Below are 21,894 nucleotides of genomic sequence, written 5' to 3' on the forward strand. Positions count from 1 at the left end.
ATTCACTCGATCCCGTAGTCGATGATGCCCCTGATGATCTTGCCGTTCCGGAGATCGTCGTAGGCCTCGTTGATGTCGTCGAGACGGTAACGCCTGGTGATCATCTCGTCGAGCTGGAGCTGCCCGGTCTGGTAGAGCCGGGCCAGCCGGAAGATGTCGGCCTTCGGGTTGCAGGAACCGAATACGGTGCCGGCCAGCGACTTGTTCATCAGGATGAATTCCTGCAGATCGATCTTGACTGACGCCGTCAGCTGCGAGGTCATACCGGTGAGCACGCAGGTGCCACCCTTGCGGGTCAGCTTCACCGCGTCCCGCACGTCGGTGGGCACGATCAGCGACGGCGAGACCACGACCGCGTCGGCCATCACGCCGTAGGTCAGGTCGCGCACCAGGTCGAGCGCTTCTTCCGCCGTGGCGGCGGTGTGGGTGGCGCCGAACTGCAGCGCCGACTTCTGTTTGAAGTCAACGGGATCGACCGCGACGATCTGTGCGGCACCGCCGATCCGGGCGCCCTGAATCGCGCCTGTGCCGATGCCGCCGACACCGATGACGACGACGGTGTCACCGGGGCGCATGTTGGAGCGATTGGCGACCGAGCCGAACCCGGTGGGAATCGCACACGACAGCAGCGCGCTGGACGCCAACGGCAGGTGCGGCTCGATCTTCACCAGCGAGTTGGTCGACACCACAGTGTGTTTGGCGAACGCGCCGACCTTGGCCAGGTGGCCGAGTGGCTTGCCCTCGGAGGTGTGGTGGCGGAAGGTGCCGTCGGTCGGCATGCCGGGCGTCAGGACGCTGGCGCCCATGTCGCAGATGTACTCCATGCCGCTGGCACACCACCGGCACCGTCCGCACACGGCGACGAACGACATCACCACGTGGTCGCCGGGCACGAATTCCGTTACGCCGTCGCCGACCTCACGCACGACGCCCGAACCCTCGTGGCCGCCGATCATCGGAAACATCGTGGGCAAACCCATCGAGCGCAGCAGCTCGTTGGGGGCCGACATGTCACCTTGCAGGATGTGGTCGTCGGAGTGGCACATTCCCGCCGCGGCCATCTCGACCAGGACCTCGCCCGCCCGGGGCGCGTCGAGCTCGAATTCCTCGACGGACCAGGGCCCGCCGACGTCGTGCAGAATCGCTGCTTGGCTTCTCATGCGGCGGGGGTGAAGGTGACCGGAAGTTTGTTGGGGGAGCGGAACGTGAGGCCGACGATCCTGGCCTCGTCGCCGCTGCCGTCGTCGGGGACGAAGGTCAGGTCATTGACGCGGTCCAGCAGGCTGTTGAGCATCACCTGAGTTTCCATGCGCGCCAGGTGCATTCCGAGGCACATGTGGATGCCGCCGGCGAACGCGATGTGCGCTTGGCGCGGGCGGCGGATGTCGAACTTGTTGGCGTCGGTCCACCGGCTCTCGTCGCGGTTGGCCGAACCCATGCACAGGTCGACCTGGGCATCGGCCGGGATGGTCTTGTCGCCCACCTTGATTTCTTCGGTGGTGGTCCGCATGACCATCGTGAGTGGGGTTTCCACCCGCAGGCCCTCTTCGATCGCCATCGGGATCAGCGACCGGTCTTGGCGGACCATCGACAGCTGCTCGGGGTGCGTCAGCAGCAGGTAGAGCAGATTGCCCGACGAGCGGTAGGTGGTCTCCAGCCCGGCGGGCAGCAACAGGCGCAGGAACGCGATGATGGCCTCGTCGGTGAGCTTCTCGCCGTCGATTTCGGCGGCCACCAGGTCGCCGATGATGTCGTCGGTGCGTTTGCGGCGCCGCTGCTCGACCTGGTTGAGGAAGTAGCCGTGCAACTCCGCGGCGGCGTTCAGCCCTGCCACGATGTCGGTGGGAATGGAGATGAGGTCGAGCGACAAGCGCCGGAACATGTCGAGGTCCTCCGGCGGGAGGCCGAGCAGCACCGAGATGATCCGGGTGGGGAACTCGAACGTCAGCGCCTTCACCAGGTCGGCGTGGCCCTGGTATTTGATCTCGTCGATCAGCTGATTGCAGACGGGCCCGATGACCGACGGCTCCCAGCGTTCCATCGCGGTGGCCCGAAAGGCCTTGGCCACCAGGCTGCGGTGGTCATGGTGCTCCTTGCCGCCCATCGCCAGGATGGTGTGGCCCATGACCAATCCGATGGACTTGTCGTAGGCGGCCGACGTGAAGACTCGGTCGTCGCGGAACGCCTGGAACACACCGTCGTAGCCGAACAAGACCCACTCGTCGTTCGGTCGCAGCTCCTCGGGCATCTGAGAATGGTCCATGAAGGTGCCATGCCAGACCGGATCCGTGCGCCGCATGTATTCGAAATACGGGTAGGGGCTGGTTTCACCAGTGGTGTCGAGGGTGACGGGGTCGGTGCCGAGCGTCATCAGCGCTCCTTCTGAGCAGCCAGGATGGGCGGTTACATGCCGAGGGAATGTCGCTATCATAGTATAAATAGCAACGAAGCCCAACGCCTTGTCGGGGTTACCGTAATAGGCACAGGATGAACTTCGGCCCAGTCGTAGAGGCGGTGACCTACAGGTGCCCACCCGGCAATTCGTGTGCTCCCTCGACGAGCTGCCGCCCGGCGGGATGAAGCTGGTCGACGTCGGCAAGTTCGGGGTCGGCGTGTACAACGTGCACGGCGCGTTGTATGCGATCGTGAACTACTGCTCGCACGAGGGCGCCCCGCTGTGCCTGGGCCTGATCGGCGGCACCAACGAATCGGCCCCCGAGTCGCCCGACCGGATGCGCCGGGTGCGGGACGGGCAGATCGTGCGATGCCCTTGGCACAACTGGGAATTCGACGTCACCACGGGTCAAAACGTCGCCGACCCGCGGCGGCGCATCCGCACCTATCAGGTCGACGTCAGCGACGGGGAAGTGTTCCTGACGGCATGATCATCGATACCAATGTGCAGCCACACTTTCGCTACAACGCCGAGGTCCGGCGCTACCTCCCCGAACCCCACAAACTGCGCGCGATCCCCGACGTCGAGCGGCAGTGGTACCAGGCGCCCGGCGGCGACTACCGGCAAGACCTGTACGGCGACAGCTACCCGGGATCGGATCCCGAGACCGTCGGCCGCCACTTGTTCGAGGACATGGGTGTCGACTACGCCTTTTGAATCCGCTGACCCGCGGCAACATCGCCGACTATCTGCTCAACAGCAGGATATGCGCGGCGGTCAACGACTGGCAGCTGGACCGCTGGCTGGAACCCGACACCACCAACCGGTTCCGCGGCACCATCCGGGTCAACCCCGAAGACCCCAGGGCGGCCGTCGCCGAGATCGAGCGCCTCGCCGACCACCCCAAGCTCGTGCAAGTCGGGGTTCCCATGCAGTCGCGCGAGCCCTACGGCAAGCCGATGTTCGAACCCATCTGGGAGGCCGCCGCCGCCCACGGGCTTCCTGTCGCGGTGCACATCAACGGGGGCAACGGCGTCGACTACGCACCCACGTTCGCCGGGCACGCGCACACCTACCCCGGCTATGCGGCCTTCATGCCGCTCAACTACTTCGTGCATCTGGCCACGCTGATCGTCGAGGGCGTGTTCGGCCGCCTCGCCGGACTCAAGTTCGTCTTCGCCGACGGCGGCTACGACATCCTCACCCCGCTGATGTGGCGGCTGGACACTTTCTGGCTCTCGATGCGCGACCAGACACCGTGGGTCGACCGCTATCCCAGCGAGTACCTGCCCGGCCATGTGCGATTCTGCTCGTCGGCCTTCGACGGCGCGCCCGAGCCGGGCCAGACGCAGCGCTGGATGGACTTCACCGGCAAGTCCGACCTATTGATGTACGGATCGGGCTACCCACACTGGTCCACGTCGGCACCCGAAGCTGCGGCCGACGGTCTCGACACCGAGCAGCGCGAAAAGATGCTGTGGCGCAACGCAAGTGAGCTGTACGGACTCAAGGAGCGTGTCTGATGACAACGATCGAACGGGTCGAGTCGACGACGGATCAAAACGACGAAATCGCGGTCACCATCGTCGACACCGACGTGCACCCGCTGCCCGTCTCGGCCGACGTGCTCAAGTCGTATGCGCCCGCCGAGTGGGTGGACAAGATCTGGGCGACCGGAAACGAGGCCAGCCCGGTGTCGTATTTCTACGACACCCCCGACGCGTACAAGACGTCGTCGCTGCGCATGGACTCGTGGCCGCCGGGCGGCGGGGCGGCCGGCAGCGACCCCGATTTCGCCGCCAAACAGTTGCTCGTCGATGCCGGCGTCAGCATCGCGTCGCTGGAGCCGATGTGCGACGCGCAGCTGCCGCAGGCCGAGCACGTGCTGAAGTCGACGTACAACGACTGGCTGGCCGACGTGTGGCTGGACAATCACAACGCGCACGGCCGCTGGCGCGGGTCGATCAGCGTCAGCGCGCAGACTCCGGAGCAGGCGGCGCGCGAAGTCGAGCGGTGGGCGGGACATCCCTACATGGCCCAGGTGTTGATGACGCCGCAGACACGCGGAATCCCGTTCGGCAACCCGCATTTCGATCCGCTCTACGAGGCCGCGTCGCGCAACGGGCTGCCGATCTCCACGCACCTGATGGGGCAGACTCCGTTCGAATTGATCCCGATCTATCCGGTCGGCAACCCCGCGCACTGGCACGACTTCTTCGCGGCCTGGCCGCTGCTCTATGTCTCGCACCTGATGAGCCTGGTGTTCGACGGAGCCTTCGATCGGCATCCCGAATTGCGGGTGGTCTTCATCGAGGGCGGCTTCACCTGGGCGATGCCGGTGATGACGCGGATGGACCGGATCTGGGAGGCCCGCCGCGGCGACCTGCCGCACGTCCGGCGCCGCCCATCGGACTACGTGCGCGAACACGTCAGGTTCACCACGCAGCCGATCGAGGACGTCGACACCGTCGAGTTCCGTGAGTACCTGGAGATGATGGACCTCGGCGGCAACCTGATGTTCTCGACGGACTATCCGCACTGGAGCTACGACTCGCCGACCTACGCGATCAACCGGTTCCCCGCTGAGCAGCGCGAGCGGATCATGCGCGGCAACGCGATGGCGCTGTACGGGCTGCCCTCGACCGTCAAGGCACTACCCGGTGAGCGGCCCGGCGGCGTTGCCCCCGACGCCTGAATCGGCGCAGCCCGGCTTGCACGCCCGGGTGACGGCCCTGATCAGCGAATACGACGAGAAGTGGTCGTCCCTGGACGTCGCCGGGTTGGCCGCTCTGTGGGAGCGCCATACCCCGCAGCCGATCTATCTCGGCGACGAATACCCGGAGCCCCTGGCCGGCGCCGAGGCGCTGGAGCGGCACTGGGCCCGGATGGCCGGCCGCATCAAGCGGGCGTCGGTGACGTCACGGCTGTGGTCTGCCGAAACCCTCGCCGGCGGACTGGCCCGGTGCGTCGTGCTGAGCCGCTGGAGTTTCACCGGGCGCGAGTCCGATACCGCCCACTCGGGCACCAGCTGGATCACCTGGCTGCTGACCCGTCGCGGCAACCGATACCTCATCGTTCACCACATGGAATCGCAGGTCTACCTTGGAGATGGCCTCGGACCCGGCGACCCGCCGGGCCACGACGCCCAGCCTGCGCCCTGAGCCCGGAAGTTGAGAGGGTATGACACAAACGGACCTGAGCCGCCCGCAAGGTATTAACCGCATCGACCCGGTGCTGCGTGACGCCGCGAGCGAGCTGGGCATCGTCGAATACCGTATCGAGACACTGGCCGCCGAACGCGAACACGCTGACCGGTTGGCGGCGGGGCGCGCGGCCGTGGTCGACACCGACGGCGTGACCATCGAATCGCGCACCATCCCCGGTCCGGGCGGCCAGCAGCTGAACCTGCGCTTCTACCGCGGCCAGATCGAGGGCGGCCAGGGAGCGGGGTTGCTGGTGTACGCCCACGGTGGCGGCTTCGTGACCGGCAACCTGGACACCGACCACGCGCAGTGCGTGGAGCTGGCCCGCGAGGGCGGCTGCCTGGTGGTCTCGGTCGACTACCGGCTGGCCCCCGAGAATCCGGCGCCGGCGGCACTCGACGACGTCGAGGCGGGCATGTACTACGCCATTCGCAACTGCGCGGAACTCGACGTCGATCCGAGCCGCCTGGCCGTGATGGGCCACGATGCGGGTGCCGCCCTGGTCGCGGGGCTGGCCCAGCGCATGTTCGACAACGAGGGCCCGCAGATCCGCATGCAGATCCTGCATCAGCCGATGCTCGACAGCGACGCCACGCCGTCGCGCCGCGAATTCCAGCGCACGCCCGGGCTCAACGGGCCCGCAGTGAGCCGCGCGTGGGGGCATTACCTGGGTTCCGACAGCGCCAGCGGCCAGCACGTCCCCGCGCACCGGGCGAACTTGGAGGGGCTGCCGCCCACGTTCGTCAGCTGCTCGGAAATCGACCCCTGCCGCGACGAGGCGATCGACTATGCCAACCGGTTGCTGCATGCCTTCGTCCACACCGAATTGCACGTCATCGCAGCGACTTTCAACGGCTTCGACGCGCTGGTACCGGATTGGGTTGTCTCTCAGGAGAACCGGGCGCTGCACGCGCAGTCGGTCCGCCGCGTCTTCGCGATGTAACGACTCTCTTCTCCACCGAGCTCCGGTACCTCTTACGGTATTGCCGTTTGCTAATATCGAGAACGTGATTCTTGGCGGCGGCGACCGAATGTCGCGGAAGGGTTTGTCGACACCATGACCGTCGTCGATTCCCCCGAAAAAGCGCTGTTCGCGTCCACGACGCAGTCGTTCCTCCAAAAGGAAGCGCCGCTGCGCCGCGTCCGAGAACTGCATGCCGCGGGCGTGTCCTTCGACCCCGCGTGGTGGCAGCGCGCCGCGGAACTCGGGTGGACGGCGTTGCTGGTTCCCGAGGAGCTGGGCGGCGGCAGCGTTTCGGGCAGCGGTGTCGCGGATCTGGCGATGGTCGCCGAGCAGCTGGGCAAGACGGTGGCCCCCGGGCCGCTGTACCCGGTGAGTGTGGTGCTTACCGCGCTCGTCGACAGCGCCGACGCGCAGGCCCACGCCGCCACCGTCGAGTCGCTGATGTCCGGGGAGACGGTCGCCGCATGGGCGGTCTGCGAGCCCGACAAGGGCTGGGCGCCACTGGATCCGTCGGTCACCGCCACCCCTACCGACTCCGGCTTCCGCATCGACGGCGTCAAGGACCGCGTCGAGGCCGGCGGCCAAAGTGAGCTGCTGCTGGTCGTCGCCCGCTGCGGTGACGACGTCCGCCAGCTGCTGGTGCCTGCGGACGCACCCGGAGTGACGGTGCTGCCCCAACAGTCGGTGGACCTGGTCAAGCAATACGCGCGGGTGCAATTCGACGGCGTGGTCGTCGAGCAGTCCGCGGTCGTCGGCAGCGCCGCCGAAACCCCCGGCCTGATCGAGCGGCAGAGCCAGATCGCTCAGGTGCTGCAGTGCGCCGAGGTGGTCGGCATCCTGCAGACGGTGTTCGACTTCACCAGCCAGTGGGCGATGGACCGGCACACCTTCGGGCGCCCGCTGGCGTCCTACCAGGCGCTCAAACACGGCTTCGCCGACATGAAGCTGTGGCTCGAGGCCTGCCGCGCCACCACGGGAGCGGCCGTCGCCGACATCGCCGCGCGCTCGGCCTCGGCGGGCCTGTCGGCGAGCATCGCGAAGTCGTACGTCGGCGAGATGGCCGGCCGGCTGGTGCAGGCGTGCGTCCAGATGCACGGCGGCATTGGCGTCACCTGGGAACACGATCTGCACCTGTACCTGAGGCGGGTTGCGTTGTACCGCTCCATGTTCGGCACGCCGGAGGAGCACAACCTGCGGGTGTACGAGGCGGAGAAGGCGGCGCGCTCGGCGCGATGACGGCTGATCAAGTGACCCCAACCGAATCCGTCGTGGAGTTCGCCGCCCGGGCCAAAGCGTGGCTGGCCGACAACCTGCCCGCCATCGACCCCGACTCGCCACCGCCCGCGCCGCGCGATGACGAGAGCGCCTGGAATAGGGCCCGCGAACTGCAAAAGCGGCTCTACACAGGCGGATTCGCCGGCATCTGCTTTCCCCGTGAGTACGGCGGCCTGGGGCTGGACTACGCATACCAGAAGGCGTTCGACGAGGTATCCCTGAACTACGAGATGCCGTTGATCCTCAACGTCCCGACGTTCGCCATCTGCTGCGCCACCTTGCTCGACACCGGTACCGAGGAGCAGAAGACACGGCACATCTCCGCGGCGCTGCGGGGCGAAGACGTGTTGGTGCAGCTGCTGAGCGAGCCCAGCGGCGGCTCGGACCTGGCCGGTGTCATCACCCGCGCCGAGCGCCAGGGTGATCGCTGGATTATTAACGGCGCCAAGACCTGGAGCACCAGTGCGTTCGCCGCGGACTATGGCTTGTGCCTGGCCCGCACCGATTGGGATGTGCCCAAGCACGAGGGGCTGACCATGTTCCTGGTGCCGATCAAGCACCCCGGAATCACGTTGCGGCACATCACGATGCTGAGCGGTTCCACGGAGTTCTGTGAGGAGTTCCTCGACGGCGTGGACGTCGGCGACGACGCTGTGGTGGGCGATGTGAACGGCGGCTGGGCGGTCGCGTCGCGTCAGCTCTACCACGAGCGCCGGGCGGTGGGCCAGGGTTCGGAGTTCGCCAGCGGCAGTGGCAGCGAGGGCGGCAGCATGAGTCCCGTTGACTACGTTGAACTTGCGGAGAAAACGGGCCAGGCCGACAGCGAACGCGTGCGGGAGATGGCCGGCCGCGTGCTCGTTCACCGCGCGGTCGCCGACCAGCTGATCGACCACGTTTACCACAGGGTCCGGGACGGCGCGCTGCCGCCGACCGGCGGCACCCTCATCAGGCTTTTCCATTCCGAGACAGTGGCTTTGGACGTGGACACCGCGCTGGCCATCGCCGGAGCTGCCTCGGCGGTGGGGGAGGTCGGCGACGGCCTGGAGGCCGGGCTGCGCTACCTGTCGCGCCAGACCGTCGCCATCGGCGGGGGCACGACCGAGATGGCCCGCAACGTCATCGGCGAACGGGTGCTGGGCTTCCCGCGGGAATACGCCGCCGATCGTGGGGTGCCGTTCAATCAGGTCAAGCACGGCCAGACGCGTTGATCGCGGGCTAGAGCCTATTCGTCGACCAAGACGTTCTCGTTGTCGCCGCTAACGACCGGGATTTGCACCATCGACAGGATGTGGTGTGCCGGGCTGCCGGGCGGGGCGATCAACACGCACTCGCCGCCCTGCCGGAGCGCGCGGTCGCGGGCGGCGGCCAGGGCGCTGACGCCCGCCGACCCCAGGTGGGTGACCTGAGTTAGGTCGATTGTCAAAGGCGCTATGCCCGAACGACTTTCGACCGCGATCTGACGGTCCAGGGTCGATGCCGTGGTGGAGTCGACGTCGCCACTGACCACGATGTGGCCCGCATCGCTGACCACCGAGGTGAATTCGGGGCTGATGGCGCGCGGATACGGCGCCCGGCTGACGATTGCGTCGGTGACGAAGTTCGCCGGCCGGGTGAGGCGGTGCGTGACGCTGGCGGTGGTGCCGTGGTCGCCGCGCGTGACGTGCGCCTGCGACACCAACGCCTCGGCCATCGCCAGGCCGCGGCCGCGGCCGTGCCCCCCGATGCGGTGGTCCTTCCACCGGCCGCGGTCGATCACCGCGACGTGCAGATTGCCGTCGCCGGTCAACGACGCGTCGACCACGACGCCGTCGGGCACCTCGGTGCCGTAGCCATGCTCGACCGAGTTCTCGACGAACTCCGAGACCGCGTGCACGACGTCGGAGATGTCGTCGGAGTGGGCGCCGATGTCGGTCAGCCATTCGCGTAGCCGGGAACGAACAGCGCGCGCGGCGTGGATCGTCGCATCCAGGGTGATGTGCAGCGGCGGCGGCGGCGTACGCCGTTGCGCCGCAAGCAATGTCACGTCGTCGGCGTAACCGGTCTCGCGCAACAGCAGTTCGAGGGTCTCCGAAGAGATCCGGTCGATGCGTCGCGGCGCTTCACCGATGACGAAGCCGCCCGCGCCCCGGGCGATGTTTCCCGCCATTTCGGCGAACTCGGCGGTGCTGGCGACCAGCGGCCGGCCGGGACGCTCGATGAGGCCATCGGAATACATCAGGACCGAGTCGCCGATCTCCAGGATCTCGGTACGCACCGGGAACCCCGTGTGGCTGCCCAGCGGGCCCGCGCCCGATGGCTCCACGTAGCGGGCATCGGCGCCTGCGGTCACCAGCAGCGGTGGCGGGTGTCCGGCGGTGCAGTACAGGAATTCGCCAGTCGCGTAGTCGAGGGATCCGACGCACAATGTGGCCGACTTCGATCCGGGCACGTGTTCGTGGAAGCGGTCGACGGCCTCGAGCGCCTCGCCGATGCTGTGGCCCGCGACGATCTGCATCCGCAGCGCGGTGCGCAATTGCGACATCACCGCCGCGGCCTCGACGCCATGACCGACTACGTCGCCGACGACGAGAACCAGGCGATCGCCGAGCGCTATCGCGTCGAACCAGTCGCCGCCCGCTGCGGTGTCCTCCGCGGCGACGAGGTACTCCGCGGTGACGTCGGCGCCGGGCACGACGGGAATCGTGGCCGCCAGCAGTGCCTGCTGCATGACGATCGCCGAGTCGCGGACGTTGCGGTACCGCTCGGAGAGCTCCTCCATGCGAGTCTCGGCGGCCAGCCGGTCCTGCACGCGCTTGGTGACGTCGTCGAAGATGATCTGCACACCCTCGATCGATCCGTCCGCTCGGCGGCGCGGGGTGACGAGGAAGTCGAAGTAATGTTCCTCGACTCCAGCACCGGCGAAATCGGCCTGCAGGCGCCACTCCGCGCCGGATTGCGGCTCACCGGTCTCGTACACCCGGTCGAGCATCTGAAAGATCTGCTGGGCTTCCAATTCGGGATAGACGTCGCGTGCCACCATCCCGACCGGGCTGAAGCCCAGGGCGCGATAGGCGGCATTGGCCGCGATGAAGCGATGCTCGGGCCCTTCCAGCCCAATGAGCATCGCGGGGACTTTCTCGAAGATGCGGCGAACGTCGTCGGCCGTACCAACGGTTTTGTCCCAGTCCTTTTCGGCCACCATTTGGCCGTCCCTCCTACGGTCCCTCCTGCGGACCTTTCTATGGACCGAGTCCAGAATATGAACCAGGCGCGGGCTTATTAGTCACGCGCAGAGTAACTAGCGTAGCAACGTCTATTAGCTGCACATGGCATCAATTCGCTAACGACCCGTCAACGGTCCGTGCGCGGATTGGGCGGGATCGGCGGCGTCCGCCGTCGACAGCGCGGAATCCGTGGTCGGGTAGAGCGGCAAGACGGCGCTCAGATTGCCGGCTTCGACCAGCCGTGCGACGGCAGAATCGCAGCTCACGAGGCATAAATCGACGCCGCGGGGGCGGCAGCGCTCGGCCTCGTCGGCCAGGACGGCCAAGGCGCAGCACGCCACGAAGTCCAGGCCGCTGACGTCGACGATGAACCGGCCCGGCGCAGTGGCGACCGCGGCGGCCTCGCCGACCAGCTGGCGCCAGGTGTCCTCGTTGGAGCCGTCGACCTCGCCGCCCGCGCGGACGATCACGGTTGGTCCGGTGCGCTGAATCGCCGCTCGCAGCGTGCTGTGCGGGTCGCCCAGCTCAGAGAGCAGGTGGGCGCTGAGCGTCACAGGGGACAGATACGACTCCGCGGGAGCCCGGTTCATCGTGCACTCCTAGTCGTAGGCGTGCTGAGCAGAGCTTCTTTTCTATAGCAAGGTCGCGCCTCGCGTCTACCGGCTTCGCCGCGGGATCAGGCCGAAACCGGCTTCTTGGCCGGCTTGGACACCTTCATGAGCTCCATCAGGTTGCCGCCCATGATCTTGGCGACGTCCTCTGCGGAGAAGTCGGTCAACTCGTCGACGAAGGTGATCGGGTCTTTCAGGCCCTCGGGGTGCGGCCAGTCGGAGCCGAACATCACCCGGTCAGTGCCGACCATGTTGACGATCTCGGTGAACCGGTCCTCCCAGAACGGGGTGATGTAGACGCAGCGCTTGAACGCCTCGACCGGGTCCTCGAGGAATGCCTGCGGCATCTTCTTGTAGACGCCCTTGAGGCCCCTGAACAGGTCGGGCACCCAGTCGGCACCGTTCTCGATCGACAGGATCCGCAGCTCGGGGTTGCGTGACAGTGCGCCGTGGCACACCAGCGCACCCATCGCGTCCAGGATCGCACGGTGTCCCATCACGAAGCTGCGGAATGCGGTCGGCTTGAACGGCAGGTACTCGTCACCGGGCTCCCACACGTTCGCGAACTCGGCGTAACCGCTGTCGGAGGCGTGCATCGACACCGGAATATCGGCTTTGATGCAGGCCTGCCAGAACGGGTCGAACTCCTCGAGCCCGAAGGATCGGCTGCCCTTGAAGCCGGGCACCGGCGCCGGGCGTACCAGCACGGTGCGGGCGCCGCGCTCCAGGCACCACTGCAGCTCTTCCAGCGCGCGGTCGACGATCGGCAGCGTGATCACCGGCGTGGCGAAGATGCGGTCGGAGTAGTTGAACGTCCACTGCTCGTGCATCCACTGGTTGAGCGCGTGGATGACGTCGTGGGTCATCTCCGGGTCGTCCTTCAGGCGCTCCTCGACCAGGCTGGCCAGCGTCGGGAACATCAGGGCGTAGTCGATGCCGAGCTCGTCCATCACCTCCAGCCGCGCGCCCGGTTCGCGGAACGCGGGGATGGCCTTCATCGGCTCGCCGAGGATCTCGCGGTAGCTCTTGCCCTGCGCGCCGTTGCGGAAGTAGTCCTCCTGGGCGCCGGGCTTGGCGACCTTCTCGAAGGTCGGGTTCGGGATGTACTCGCTGATGTGGCCGCGCACCACGATCTTGGTGCGGCCGCGGACCTGCACGTAGTCGATGACGTTCTTGCGGTTGTCGGGCAGGAACTGGGTCAGCGCTTCCTGCGGCTCGTACATGTGGTTGTCGGCGTCGAAGACGGGGAAGGGAAGCTCGCGGGACGGCATGGCGATCTCCTTTGAGAGGGCTAGGTTCTCGGAAGACGGTAATGACGTTACCTCGCGTGCAGCGACATCAACAGGGCTACGTGGCGGCCCGGACTCCCTTGGGTGTCTCGCCGTTGATGACGGCGAAATTCACGGTGGCCGTCGCGGCGAGTTCGTCGTCGCCGTCGCCGTAGATGTCGATTTGCATGACCATCGCCCGGCGCCCGGAGCGCAGCATTCGGGGCACGGCGTAGGCCGAGCCCTGCCGGATCGGCCGCAGGTAGCGGACGAAGAGGTCGGCGGTGGTCATCGTGGTGCCCGGCGTCAGGAAATCCAGGCCGTATTGCCCGCCCGCGACGTCGATCAGCGTGGCGATCAGGCCGCCCTGCAGCGCGCCGGAGGTGTTGACCACATGCGGGCTGACCGGCATCGTCATCGCGAACTCGCCGTCGCGGGTGCCCGGTCGCATGCCGATCTGAGCGAACAGTTCGGCCAAGGTGGGTTTGGCCGTTTGGTCCGGCTCGTCGCGGATGCCGAGCGCGCTGCTGGCGAAGTCGTACAGCTGGCCGGCGTCGATCGGCGTCCCGTTCAATTCGCTTCCCAGCCAATGCAATCGCTGCGCATTGACGACGGTTTGCAGGATGATCGCGGCGGTCGCCCCGACGTCGAGGCCCGGGTTGAAGATGCCCTCGGTGATGCCCTGTCCGATGACGTCGCGGATGAGTTGGTGCAAGGGGGACAGGACCCGGGCGTATTCACGGGGACGGGTCTCGGCCAGGTGTTGGTTGTACAGGCTCAGCGCCCGGTTCAGGCTGTCCTGGGTGGTCGACTCGGGCTGCCGGCACACGCGGTCGATCACGAGTTTCAGCGCCGACGTGCTGTCCAGTCCCGTTGTCTCGGCGCGCCAGGCCTGGACCGATTGGAGCATCGTCCGGTCCAGGAGGTCCAACAACAATTCGTCCTTGCTGCTGAAGTGTTGGTAGAAGGCCCGCAATGACGTCTTGGAGCGGGCCACGACCTCCTGCACGGTGAAGTCGGTGCGGCCGGTCTCGCCCAAGATGGCAACCGCGGTCTTGATGAAGCGGTCGCCGCGCGTCACTTCAGCGTCCTCGCTGAGGTCGGTCATCAGCGCCATGTCCCCTTCCGCCGCGCACCGTCTGCGCTTTGAGAATGAGGTTACCGCGACACCGGTCCGACCGTACCGAGGTTCGCGGCTTGGCAAAACAGTGTTCCATTGTCGCCCGTTTGTCCGATATCCATGCGGGCCGTGACGTGTAATCGTGAAGTGACCCAAGTCGGGCCGTCGAAAGGGGCATCGGTGCAGACGTCACTCGCTGTGATTACCGCGTCGGGTGTTCTCGGCATCGGTTTGACAATCGCGGGTCTTGGCGGTGCGCCGCGAGCGGCTGCGGGACCGGACGCTCAGTGTCAGGATCCCGCGTTCACGACGGCCATCGTCTTTCCGGCCAATCCGCATTCGCCAATGGTGGCGTGCGTCCCGGTGAGCGTTGTCGACCATTACTGTCACGCGCCGCTAGGAGAGCCGCACACAATTCTGTACCCGTTGGGTCAGGGTCCGGCTCCCGCGTGCCGGAGCATCTACTCGCCGAACTGACGTCTTCGGCCACCACATCTAGAAGGGCGGTGGCTCGCCGTCGGGCGAACTGCCTTGTGGCGTGAGTTGTGTTGCAGCCGAAGCCGTCTGGCGTGCCTGCCGGTTTCGCTGTCGCTCGACCGTGATGTAGTCACCGCGATTCTGGGCCCGGGTGCGCTGCCGCCGCGGCATCATGACGAGCCCATCGGCGCAGTGGTCCGGCTGAGGCCGCGGATCAGCCTCGCCGGTGGGTGCGCAGAGGTCCGGAAACAGCAACGCGCTGCCAGGAGTGGTCACGTGCGTACGCCCGGACGGTGACGTCCAGATCACCGTGCCGTCGGGTAGCTGCTGGTCGCGCCATCCCCAGAATGTCTTGATCAAATGATGAAGACGGCAAAGGCATTTCAGGTTCGCGGCGTGTGTGTGGCCGCCTTGAGAGTAGGGGATGGTGTGGTCGAGATCAGCTTCGACAGCGGGGCGATCACAGCCGGGGAACCGACAGGTCAGGTCGCGACAGCGCACAAAATCGGCCAGCGCCCGTGACGGGACGTACCCGCGTTCCGGCGGCGCATCGCCGGGATGCACCAGAGGCCGCATCCGCGCCGAGCCTGCCAGTTGCGCAACCAGTTCGGCCGGGATGAGGGCATCGGTGCCGATGATCGCGGCGGGCTCCGGTGAAGTGCCCGCAACGGTCGACTGGTTCGCGACTATGTGGATGACCACCGGGCTCGGTACCGGAGTTGTCGCGGCGGGACACGTTGGCTGTCCGCAGCGGCATGGCAGCCTGTGTGCCCCGGTTGCCAATGCCGCCAATGCATCCGCGCGGCGTTGCTTAGCGGTGCGCGGGTCTTCCTCGCATACGCTGTGCGCCAACGCATTCAGCCGCGCGTCCACCACGTGGGCGTCGGGAGTGGCCAGCCGGCCGAACAGCTCCGTCAAGCCATTGCCGGCGTCCCAGAGCGAGAACTCGCGATCGGCCAGCTGTTCACGAGCGCGCCGAACCGCATCGCGGTCGGCTCGCGCAACAACTCGGTCCACCGACGCACTTAGCCGGCCGCGAGTCATCGACGGCCACCGCCACACCTTCGCCGCGAGTTCCGCATCGACAGCGGCCATCACGTCGGCATCGGTGATCAGGTCCGTGCGGTAGACGATCGTCTGGAAGGTCGAATAGCTGATGTCGCCGGCGACCAATGCGGCGCCTACGCGCGGGAGCCGATTCCGCATGGCGCGCGAATAGTTCAGATAACTCGACGCCAACGCCTGGCTGATATTCAATGCCGCCGCGACCTCTGCGGAGATGGCGTCCCAGGTATCGCTGACCCAGGACTCCCGTTCCCCACATTCGCGCAGCCGCAGCAAGTCGAGTTCGCCGATCGCCGTCAGCCGGGCGCCGGCCGCCCGGTTCTCCGCACGCGACGCCGCGCAGATCCGGTCGACCACGGAGGACGCGTCGGTGGACAGTGAATCGAACATACATTCGATTATAGGGAGCGGGTCCGACAACTCTCGCGTTGCCGGATTCAGCCCCCCCGGGCGGCGATCATCGCCGAACGGTTGACCTTGGTCGCCGCCGTACGGGGGATTGCGTCGACGAACTCGACGGTCTTGGGCGCCTTGTACGGCGCGAGCCGGTTCTTGGCGTACTCGATCACCTGCTGCTCGGTGAGCCCGGCGCCGTCGGCGGCTTGCACCACCGCGTGCACCCGGCGTCCCCACTGCTTGTCGGCCAGGCCGATGACCACGACGTCGGCGATGCCGGGGTGCCCGGCTAGGGCCGACTCCACCTCGGCGGGAAAGACATTGGCGCCGCCGCTGACGATCATGTCGACGCGGCGATCCACGATGTAGAGGAAGCCGTCCTCGTCGACGTGGCCGATGTCGCCGGCGGAACGAAATCCGTCCTCGGTCGACGGCAGCGGCGCCGCCCCACCGAGATAGCGGTAGCCCGCGCTCATCGCCGCGCGCAGGTAGATGTCGCCGTCTTGGCCGGGGCCCAGGGGGTTCTTGTCGGCGTCCAGGATCCGGATCTCGGTGTCCCGGAAGCCGCGGCCGACGCTGCCGGGATGCGACAGCCACTCGTCGCCGCGCAGCGCGGTGAGGCCGAGATTCTCCGTCATGCCGTAGGCCGTCACGATCTGTTCGGGGCTGAGCAGCTCGAACCAGGTGTGCAGCAGCGACGGCGGCATCACCGCGGCGCCTTGCAGGATGAACACGACGCTCGAGAAATCGCGCTGCCGGATGTCGGGCAGGGCAGCGATGCGCGACAGCATCGTCGGCGTGGCCGTGAAGTTCGTGATCCGGTAGCGCTCGACACTATCGACAAACACTGCCGCATCGAACTTTTCGAGTATCACCAGATGATCGCCGCTGAGCAGCATCAGGAAGGTCGCGAAGCCGTTGGTGTGATACATCGGCGCGGGCACCAGGATGGTCTGCGGCTTGGCCACCGGCGTCCAGTTGGACAAGAACGGGTCACCCTGCTGGGGGATCCACAGCGACGGCGCCAACGTGAGGATCACCTTGGGCACGCCGGTGGAACCGCTGCTGCAGATGCCGTTCGCGGCGGGGGACACGGCTTCCGGTAGCGGGTCGGACGACTCGCCTGCCGCGCGCGCGTCCAGCTCCCAGCGGGTCGTCTCGTCGACGACGACGGTGGGGTTGATCACCCCGCGCACCCGGTCGCGCTCCCATTCGGGCAGATCCCAGTGCATCGGAATCGGCACCGCGCCGATCTTCCAGCAGCCCAGCGTGGCCAGCACCAGGTGCTGTGAATTCGGAATGGCAAGCGCGACAAGCGAACCCACCTCGGCGCCGCTGGCGGCCAGCGCCCGGCCCCACTGATTGGCGCTTGTGTCGAGCTCGCTGAAGGTCAGCGTAGCGGCGGTGCCGTCAAGCGCGACGATCGTCACGGCCGCCTTGTCCGGCTGCTCCTCGGCGATCTCGGCCAGCTTGGTCGCGAACGGAACTCCGTCTTCGAACGGGTTGGGCGTCACCCCGGCCGTGGCGGATTCAGTGGTCACGGGCGCCGCTCCTCCCCATCGCTCCGCTCTGCATCGTCGCCGGCGCGGGTCACGCAGGCTCCGCGACCGGCTCGCTGAACAGCGTCTCGAGGGAACCGTCGCGGACGTCGGAGATCAGCCGCAGCCCCAGCGCCTCGGCGCCCAGGGGATGGCGGATCAGTGGCTGGGTGTGCCGGTCGAGCACGCTGACGTCGGACTCGTCGCAGAAGCCCAGCGCACCGAGCAATTGGTGCGACGTGCGCAGCACCTGTCGCGCGGTGTCGGTGGCCTTGAACCGCAGCACCAGCGCGTCGGCCGAATGCACCTGCGGCGGAGCCGATTCGGGCCGGCAGATGGTGTACTTGGCGAGTTCGTGCAGCCCGCGCACCGCGACGGCGGCATCAGCGACGGCGAACCTGACGGCCTGGAAGTCCGCCAGCGGCTTGCCGAACTGGATCCGGGCCTGCACGTGGTCGGTCACGACGCGCAGCGACTGCTGCATCGCTCCCAGAATCCGCCATGATCCCAGCACGAGATGAAGGTTAACGTCGGCGGCCGGGACTGTCCCGTCGGGCCCGCCCAGCGAGGCCGGCACCAGGAACGGCCCCAGTTTGGCGCCGGTCCGCGAACCGAGCTGAGGGCGGTACCGGTTGCCGTCGAGGTCGGCGGCGGTCCAGTCGCCGGGCAGGTCGCCGTGGTCGATGCGTGGCGCTTCGGGGTTGATCAGGGCCAGCCGGGCCCCTTCGATCGCCAGCAACTCCTCGACGAGCGGATAGGGCAGCGCGTGCGCGCCGGCGGTTTGACAGAGCACGGCCGTGGCCAGCAGGTCGTCGGGCCCGGACCGGACGTCGAGCTCGAACGCGCCGAGCTCGCCGAGCGCCGCCCGTGCCGCGTCGCGAACGCTGTCGTCGGTTTCGGCACGCACCGCCGCCTGCGGTCCGCCCAGCCGGTCGAATCGCTTGGCGGCGACCGCCGCGAAGTCGCTGATGTCTTGTGGCAGTGTGGTTTTCACCGGCGTTCTCCCAGGGCCTCTCGTGACACGACCATGCGCTGCACCTCGATGGTGCCGGACGCCACGGTGGCCGCTTGTGCGTAGCGCCAATGGTCTTCGATCGCCCCGTGCAGGGCTGACGACACACCGCTGTCCAGTGCGGTCGGACCCAGCACGTCGAACAGCAGCTCGGCCACTTGCTGATCGCAGGTGGTGGTGGCGATGCGGGCGGCGCTGGCCGCCGCCCCGGCTGACGGATCGTCCTGCAGCGACACGGCCCGATACGCGAGCAGCCTGGCCACCCGCAGGTCGACCAGCGCCCGGACCCAGCGGGCCCGAATGGTTTCGGGCAGCCGGTCCCAGTCGTCGCCCAGCTGCTGCTGCATGCGGTGCAGGAGCGACTCGCAGCGCGCGTAGCGCGCGATGCCGACGCGCTCGAACGCGAGGGCTTCCCGCATCACCCGCCAGCCGTCACCGGGCTCGCCGAGCACGTCACCGGGGAACGCCTGCACGTCGTCGAGGAACATCTCGTTGAGGTGATGCGGCCCCAGCATTGACGGGATCCCCCGCACGGTGAAGCCGGCCCGGTCCATCGGGATCAGGAAAAGGGTGAGCCGCTTGTGCTTTGGCGCATCGGGGTCGGTGCACGTCGCCAGCACGCACCACGACGCCATTTGGGCGTAAGACGTCCACACCTTCTGGCCGGTGATGCGCCAGCCGTCGCCGTCCGGCACGGCTCGCGTGCGCAACGAGACGAGGTCGGTTCCGGCCTCCGGCTCCGAGAAGCCCTGGCACCAGATCACGTCACCAGACGCGATGGCCGCCAGGTGCTTGGCCTTCTGCTCTGCTGTCCCGTAGCGCATCAGCGCCGGGCCGACCCAGTTGATGCCCATGTACTGCGGGCCGCGCGGCTCGTGCTGGGCCCACATCTCCTCGCGCAGCACCGTCTGCTGCCACACCGAACCGCCGCCGCCGCCATGCTCTTTCGGCCAGGCGAGGGCCAGCAGCCCCTCGGCGGCCAGCAGCTTGCAGAACGTCTCGGTGGTGGCCAGGTCTTCGGGATCCTCGGTGCAGGCACCCAGGAAGTCGGCGGGCACGTGCTGGGATATCAGCTCGCGCAGCCGGTGTCGCAGTTCGACGGCGTCGTCACCGAGGTCGTAGTCCATCGTGCTCACCCTTTCGGCAGCCCGAGCAGCCGCTCGGCGATGATGTTGCGTTGGACCTCCGACGTTCCGCCGTAGATGGTCGCGGCCAGCGCGTCCTGGCGTTCGAACAGCAGATCCGGGTCATTGGTGGAAGAGGGTCCCTGGGCCGCCGCGGCGAGCTCCCAAACCCGTTGCAAGGTAACCGATCCCAGCAGCTTGAGGATGTCGGCTTCGGGGCTGGGCCGGCCGGCCAGTTCGTTGTCGAGGGCACGGTAGCCGGTGGCCCGCAGCGCCTCGGCGTCGGCGAGCAGCGATCCGAGCTCGGCGTGCAGATCCGGGCTGTCGCCGCCGAGTTCGCTGCCGCCGCGCACCGAGTCGAGGCCGCGCCTGATCTCGACCCAGTTCATGATCCAGATCATCTGGCGCTCGTGGTGCAGCGACGCCAGCGCGACGTTCCAGCCGCCGTTCTCGGGCCCCAGCAGGTTTTCCGCGGGCACCTCGACGTCGTCGAGGAAGACCTCGCAGAACGTCTCGTCGGAGATCGAGGACATCCGGATCGGTTCGACGCGCACGCCGGGGGCGGTCAGGTCCAGGACCAGGCAGGAGATGCCGCGATGCTTGGGCGCGTCGGGATCGGTGCGCGCATACAAAGTGCACCAGCGTGATTCGTGGGCCTGGGTGGTCCAGATCTTGTGGCCGTTGACCCGGAAGACGTCGCCGTCGCGCTCGGCCCGGGTGCGCAGGCCGGCGAAGTCCGACCCGGCTTCGGGCTCGGACATGCCCAGCGCCCACCATTCGTCGCCGCGCAGCACCGGCACCAGCAGCCGCTCGATTTGGGCGGGCGTGCCGAACTGCCGGATGCCCGGCGCGGCGACGCCGGGGCCCTGCACGTTGGGCAGCTTGGGCGCCGACCGCAGCGCGCCCTCGATCCGGATCTCCATCGCGTCGCGCAGGCCCAGCGAGCGGCCGCCGTGCTCGCGGGGCCAGGTCGGCTGCAGCCATCCGGCCTCGAAGGCGGCGCGCTGATGGTCGCGGCGCAGCGGGATGTCCCAGCGGTACCGGTGGTAGTTCTCGTAGTAGTCGTCCGGCAGAAAATCGGCCAGCCAGCCGGTGTACTCGGCGACGATCTCCGATGGCGCGGTCGTGGTCGTCATGCGGCACCTCCCGCGAAGCGGCGGCCGACCTCGTTGTACAGCGCGCGACTGTCGCCCAGCATCGTGGCGCCCTGCCAGGCGTGCCGGACATAGAGGTGGGCGTCGTGCTCCCAGGTCTGCCCTAGCGCACCGTGCACCTGGACCGCGGTGCGCGCGCAATTGGTGGCGGCGTCGGAGGCCGCGGCCTTGGCCAGCGCGGCGGCGGTCCACACGTCGGGCGTGTGCGGTTCGCCGAGCCGGGCGGCGGCCGCGTAGGTGAGGCTGCGGGCGCGCTCGATGCTGACGTAGTTGTCGGCCAGCGCGTGCTTGATCCCCTGGAAGGCGCCGATCGGGGCGCCGAATTGCCGCCGCGCCTTCGCGTGCTCGACGGAGAGATGCAGGGCGGCGCTGGCCGTGCCGATCAGCTCCGCGGCCGCGGCCACCAGCGGCGTGGTGAAGGCCGCCTCGAGGTCGATCGGCGCGACGGCCAACGGCTCGGCGTCGATTTCGGCGTCGGCGGTCGGTTGGGCGGGATCGGTGGACTCGTGCGGCGTGACGCTCACGCCGTCGCCGCAGCGGACCACCGCGACCACCAATCCGTCATCCGCCGTCGCGAGGGTGACGAGCAGCTCGGCGCGAGTCAGGTTGGGCACCGCAACGGCTTGTCCGGACAAGCGGCCCTGCCGCAGCGTCGCCGTCGCGCCGGGCAGGCGGGAGCCCTTGGCATGCGCGGCCAGTGTGGCGACGGCGCCGCCGGCGATGTCGGCGAGCAGGGGTTCGACGGACGGCCCGGCCGCACGCAACACCCCCGCGGCCAGTCCGATACTGCTGAGCAAGGGAATCGGTGCCAGCGCGGCGCCGCACTCCTCGAGAACCAGCGTCAGCTCGACGGGCCCGAAGTCGCCGTCGGCGTCGAGTGCGGCAAGTTCGGTCCAGCCCAGGTCGACTACCGTCTTCCACAGCGCGCGCCAGCGCTCCGGATCGGTCATCGCTTGGCGGGCTGCGTCGGTGGGACTTTCGGTGCGCAGAATGTCGCGTACGGTGTCCCGCAGCGACAGCTGCTCCGAAGTTAGTCCGACATCCATAAGAGCCCTAACATAGCAAAGATAGTAAACTAGCCATCCGGGC

Annotated in this window: 18 protein-coding genes and 2 pseudogenes; 7 read left to right on the forward strand and 13 right to left on the reverse strand. The window is 67.7% G+C overall.

Going from position 1 to position 21,894, the window contains the following annotated elements; translation table 11 throughout:
* Positions 1 to 2 precede the first annotated feature (2 nt).
* Together MRAB57_RS17875 and MRAB57_RS17880 are read right to left on the reverse strand one after the other, a co-directional pair.
* Positions 3 to 1,160, reverse strand: coding sequence for a Zn-dependent alcohol dehydrogenase (locus MRAB57_RS17875; RefSeq protein ID WP_077088537.1), 1,158 nt, complete (start codon positions 1,158 to 1,160; stop codon positions 3 to 5).
* Positions 1,157 to 2,371 (reverse strand): cytochrome P450, encoded by a 1,215-nt coding sequence (locus MRAB57_RS17880; RefSeq protein WP_077088538.1) that lies wholly within the window; start codon positions 2,369 to 2,371, stop codon positions 1,157 to 1,159. The genes MRAB57_RS17875 and MRAB57_RS17880 overlap by 4 nt, the downstream gene beginning before the upstream one ends.
* A gap of 154 nt (positions 2,372 to 2,525) precedes the next feature.
* Here MRAB57_RS17880 and MRAB57_RS17885 point away from each other — a divergent pair, with 154 nt between their 5' ends.
* From MRAB57_RS17885 to MRAB57_RS17915, 7 genes and pseudogenes are all read left to right on the forward strand, one after another.
* A complete protein-coding gene (locus MRAB57_RS17885) occupies positions 2,526 to 2,885 on the forward strand; it encodes a Rieske (2Fe-2S) protein (RefSeq protein ID WP_077088539.1) in 360 nt (119 codons plus the stop codon).
* A pseudogene (locus MRAB57_RS17890) lies at positions 2,882 to 3,918 on the forward strand (amidohydrolase family protein). Before MRAB57_RS17885 ends, MRAB57_RS17890 begins: the two are co-directional and overlap by 4 nt.
* Positions 3,918 to 5,090, forward strand: a complete 1,173-nt coding sequence (locus MRAB57_RS17895; RefSeq protein WP_077088540.1) for an amidohydrolase family protein — start codon at positions 3,918 to 3,920, stop codon at positions 5,088 to 5,090. Before MRAB57_RS17890 ends, MRAB57_RS17895 begins: the two are co-directional and overlap by 1 nt.
* Positions 5,056 to 5,556 carry a nuclear transport factor 2 family protein gene (locus tag MRAB57_RS17900; protein ID WP_245835947.1) on the forward strand — a complete coding sequence of 167 codons (501 nt, stop codon included), beginning with the start codon at positions 5,056 to 5,058 and terminating at the stop codon, positions 5,554 to 5,556. The genes MRAB57_RS17895 and MRAB57_RS17900 overlap by 35 nt, the downstream gene beginning before the upstream one ends.
* A gap of 19 nt (positions 5,557 to 5,575) precedes the next feature.
* A complete protein-coding gene (locus MRAB57_RS17905) occupies positions 5,576 to 6,541 on the forward strand; it encodes an alpha/beta hydrolase (protein WP_077088541.1) in 966 nt (321 codons plus the stop codon).
* Positions 6,542 to 6,655: 114 nt separating this feature from the next.
* Complete coding sequence (locus MRAB57_RS17910; protein ID WP_077088542.1) at positions 6,656 to 7,798, forward strand: acyl-CoA dehydrogenase family protein; 1,143 nt, start codon at positions 6,656 to 6,658, stop codon at positions 7,796 to 7,798.
* The gene (locus tag MRAB57_RS17915; RefSeq protein WP_173813944.1) at positions 7,795 to 9,045 is read left to right on the forward strand and encodes an acyl-CoA dehydrogenase family protein; all 1,251 of its coding nucleotides are present in this window, start codon (positions 7,795 to 7,797) and stop codon (positions 9,043 to 9,045) included. The genes MRAB57_RS17910 and MRAB57_RS17915 overlap by 4 nt, the downstream gene beginning before the upstream one ends.
* A 14-nt stretch (positions 9,046 to 9,059) precedes the next feature.
* Here the strand turns inward: MRAB57_RS17915 and MRAB57_RS17920 are convergent, their stop codons facing one another.
* The 11 genes and pseudogenes from MRAB57_RS17920 to MRAB57_RS17965 all read right to left on the reverse strand — a co-directional run bounded on the left by MRAB57_RS17920 (position 9,060) and on the right by MRAB57_RS17965 (position 21,851).
* Complete coding sequence (locus tag MRAB57_RS17920; RefSeq protein ID WP_077088543.1) at positions 9,060 to 11,018, reverse strand: SpoIIE family protein phosphatase; 1,959 nt, start codon at positions 11,016 to 11,018, stop codon at positions 9,060 to 9,062.
* 138 nt (positions 11,019 to 11,156) lie between these two features.
* Positions 11,157 to 11,630: an anti-sigma factor antagonist gene (locus tag MRAB57_RS17925; protein ID WP_077088544.1), complete on the reverse strand. Its 474-nt coding sequence runs from the start codon at positions 11,628 to 11,630 to the stop codon at positions 11,157 to 11,159.
* Positions 11,631 to 11,716: 86 nt separating this feature from the next.
* Positions 11,717 to 12,922 (reverse strand): amidohydrolase family protein, encoded by a 1,206-nt coding sequence (locus tag MRAB57_RS17930; protein ID WP_077088545.1) that lies wholly within the window; start codon positions 12,920 to 12,922, stop codon positions 11,717 to 11,719.
* A gap of 76 nt (positions 12,923 to 12,998) precedes the next feature.
* Positions 12,999 to 14,027, reverse strand: coding sequence for a hotdog fold thioesterase (locus MRAB57_RS17935; RefSeq protein WP_077090667.1), 1,029 nt, complete (start codon positions 14,025 to 14,027; stop codon positions 12,999 to 13,001).
* A 507-nt stretch (positions 14,028 to 14,534) separates the two neighbouring features.
* Positions 14,535 to 15,971 carry an HNH endonuclease signature motif containing protein gene (locus MRAB57_RS17940; RefSeq protein WP_077088546.1) on the reverse strand — a complete coding sequence of 479 codons (1,437 nt, stop codon included), beginning with the start codon at positions 15,969 to 15,971 and terminating at the stop codon, positions 14,535 to 14,537.
* Positions 15,972 to 16,018: 47 nt separating this feature from the next.
* Positions 16,019 to 17,518, reverse strand: a complete 1,500-nt coding sequence (locus MRAB57_RS17945) for a class I adenylate-forming enzyme family protein (protein WP_077088547.1) — start codon at positions 17,516 to 17,518, stop codon at positions 16,019 to 16,021.
* Positions 17,519 to 17,567: 49 nt separating this feature from the next.
* Positions 17,568 to 18,509 carry an acyl-CoA dehydrogenase family protein gene (locus tag MRAB57_RS17950; RefSeq protein ID WP_077088548.1) on the reverse strand — a complete coding sequence of 314 codons (942 nt, stop codon included), beginning with the start codon at positions 18,507 to 18,509 and terminating at the stop codon, positions 17,568 to 17,570.
* Positions 18,506 to 19,654, reverse strand: coding sequence for an acyl-CoA dehydrogenase family protein (locus tag MRAB57_RS17955; RefSeq protein ID WP_077090668.1), 1,149 nt, complete (start codon positions 19,652 to 19,654; stop codon positions 18,506 to 18,508). The genes MRAB57_RS17950 and MRAB57_RS17955 overlap by 4 nt, the downstream gene beginning before the upstream one ends.
* Before the next feature lie 5 nt (positions 19,655 to 19,659).
* Positions 19,660 to 20,130, reverse strand: coding sequence for an acyl-CoA dehydrogenase family protein (locus MRAB57_RS29645; protein ID WP_425436816.1), 471 nt, complete (start codon positions 20,128 to 20,130; stop codon positions 19,660 to 19,662).
* 15 nt (positions 20,131 to 20,145) lie between these two features.
* Positions 20,146 to 20,787: pseudogene (locus MRAB57_RS29650) on the reverse strand (acyl-CoA dehydrogenase family protein); the annotation flags it as partial.
* Positions 20,784 to 21,851 carry an acyl-CoA dehydrogenase family protein gene (locus MRAB57_RS17965; RefSeq protein ID WP_077088550.1) on the reverse strand — a complete coding sequence of 356 codons (1,068 nt, stop codon included), beginning with the start codon at positions 21,849 to 21,851 and terminating at the stop codon, positions 20,784 to 20,786. The gene MRAB57_RS17965 and the pseudogene MRAB57_RS29650, both read right to left, overlap by 4 nt.
* Between the last annotated feature and the right edge of the window lie 43 nt (positions 21,852 to 21,894).

The sequence above is a fragment of the Mycobacterium rhizamassiliense genome (genome assembly GCF_900157375.1).
Taxonomy (GTDB): Bacteria; Actinomycetota; Actinomycetes; order Mycobacteriales; family Mycobacteriaceae; genus Mycobacterium; species Mycobacterium rhizamassiliense.

Excerpts from the sequence above, each read along its gene's own strand:
- MRAB57_RS17875 (WP_077088537.1), bottom strand. The coding sequence starts at position 1,160 with ATGAGAAGCCAAGCAGCGATTCTGCACGACGTCGGCGGGCCCTGGTCC.
- MRAB57_RS17880 (WP_077088538.1), bottom strand. The coding sequence starts at position 2,371 with ATGACGCTCGGCACCGACCCCGTCACCCTCGACACCACTGGTGAAACC.
- MRAB57_RS17895 (WP_077088540.1), top strand. The coding sequence starts at position 3,918 with ATGACAACGATCGAACGGGTCGAGTCGACGACGGATCAAAACGACGAA.
- MRAB57_RS17905 (WP_077088541.1), top strand. The coding sequence starts at position 5,576 with ATGACACAAACGGACCTGAGCCGCCCGCAAGGTATTAACCGCATCGAC.
- MRAB57_RS17910 (WP_077088542.1), top strand. The coding sequence starts at position 6,656 with ATGACCGTCGTCGATTCCCCCGAAAAAGCGCTGTTCGCGTCCACGACG.
- MRAB57_RS17915 (WP_173813944.1), top strand. The coding sequence starts at position 7,795 with ATGACGGCTGATCAAGTGACCCCAACCGAATCCGTCGTGGAGTTCGCC.
- MRAB57_RS17920 (WP_077088543.1), bottom strand. The coding sequence starts at position 11,018 with ATGGTGGCCGAAAAGGACTGGGACAAAACCGTTGGTACGGCCGACGAC.
- MRAB57_RS17925 (WP_077088544.1), bottom strand. The coding sequence starts at position 11,630 with ATGAACCGGGCTCCCGCGGAGTCGTATCTGTCCCCTGTGACGCTCAGC.
- MRAB57_RS17930 (WP_077088545.1), bottom strand. The coding sequence starts at position 12,922 with ATGCCGTCCCGCGAGCTTCCCTTCCCCGTCTTCGACGCCGACAACCAC.
- MRAB57_RS17935 (WP_077090667.1), bottom strand. The coding sequence starts at position 14,027 with ATGACCGACCTCAGCGAGGACGCTGAAGTGACGCGCGGCGACCGCTTC.
- MRAB57_RS17940 (WP_077088546.1), bottom strand. The coding sequence starts at position 15,971 with ATGTTCGATTCACTGTCCACCGACGCGTCCTCCGTGGTCGACCGGATC.
- MRAB57_RS17955 (WP_077090668.1), bottom strand. The coding sequence starts at position 19,654 with ATGGACTACGACCTCGGTGACGACGCCGTCGAACTGCGACACCGGCTG.
- MRAB57_RS17965 (WP_077088550.1), bottom strand. The coding sequence starts at position 21,851 with ATGGATGTCGGACTAACTTCGGAGCAGCTGTCGCTGCGGGACACCGTA.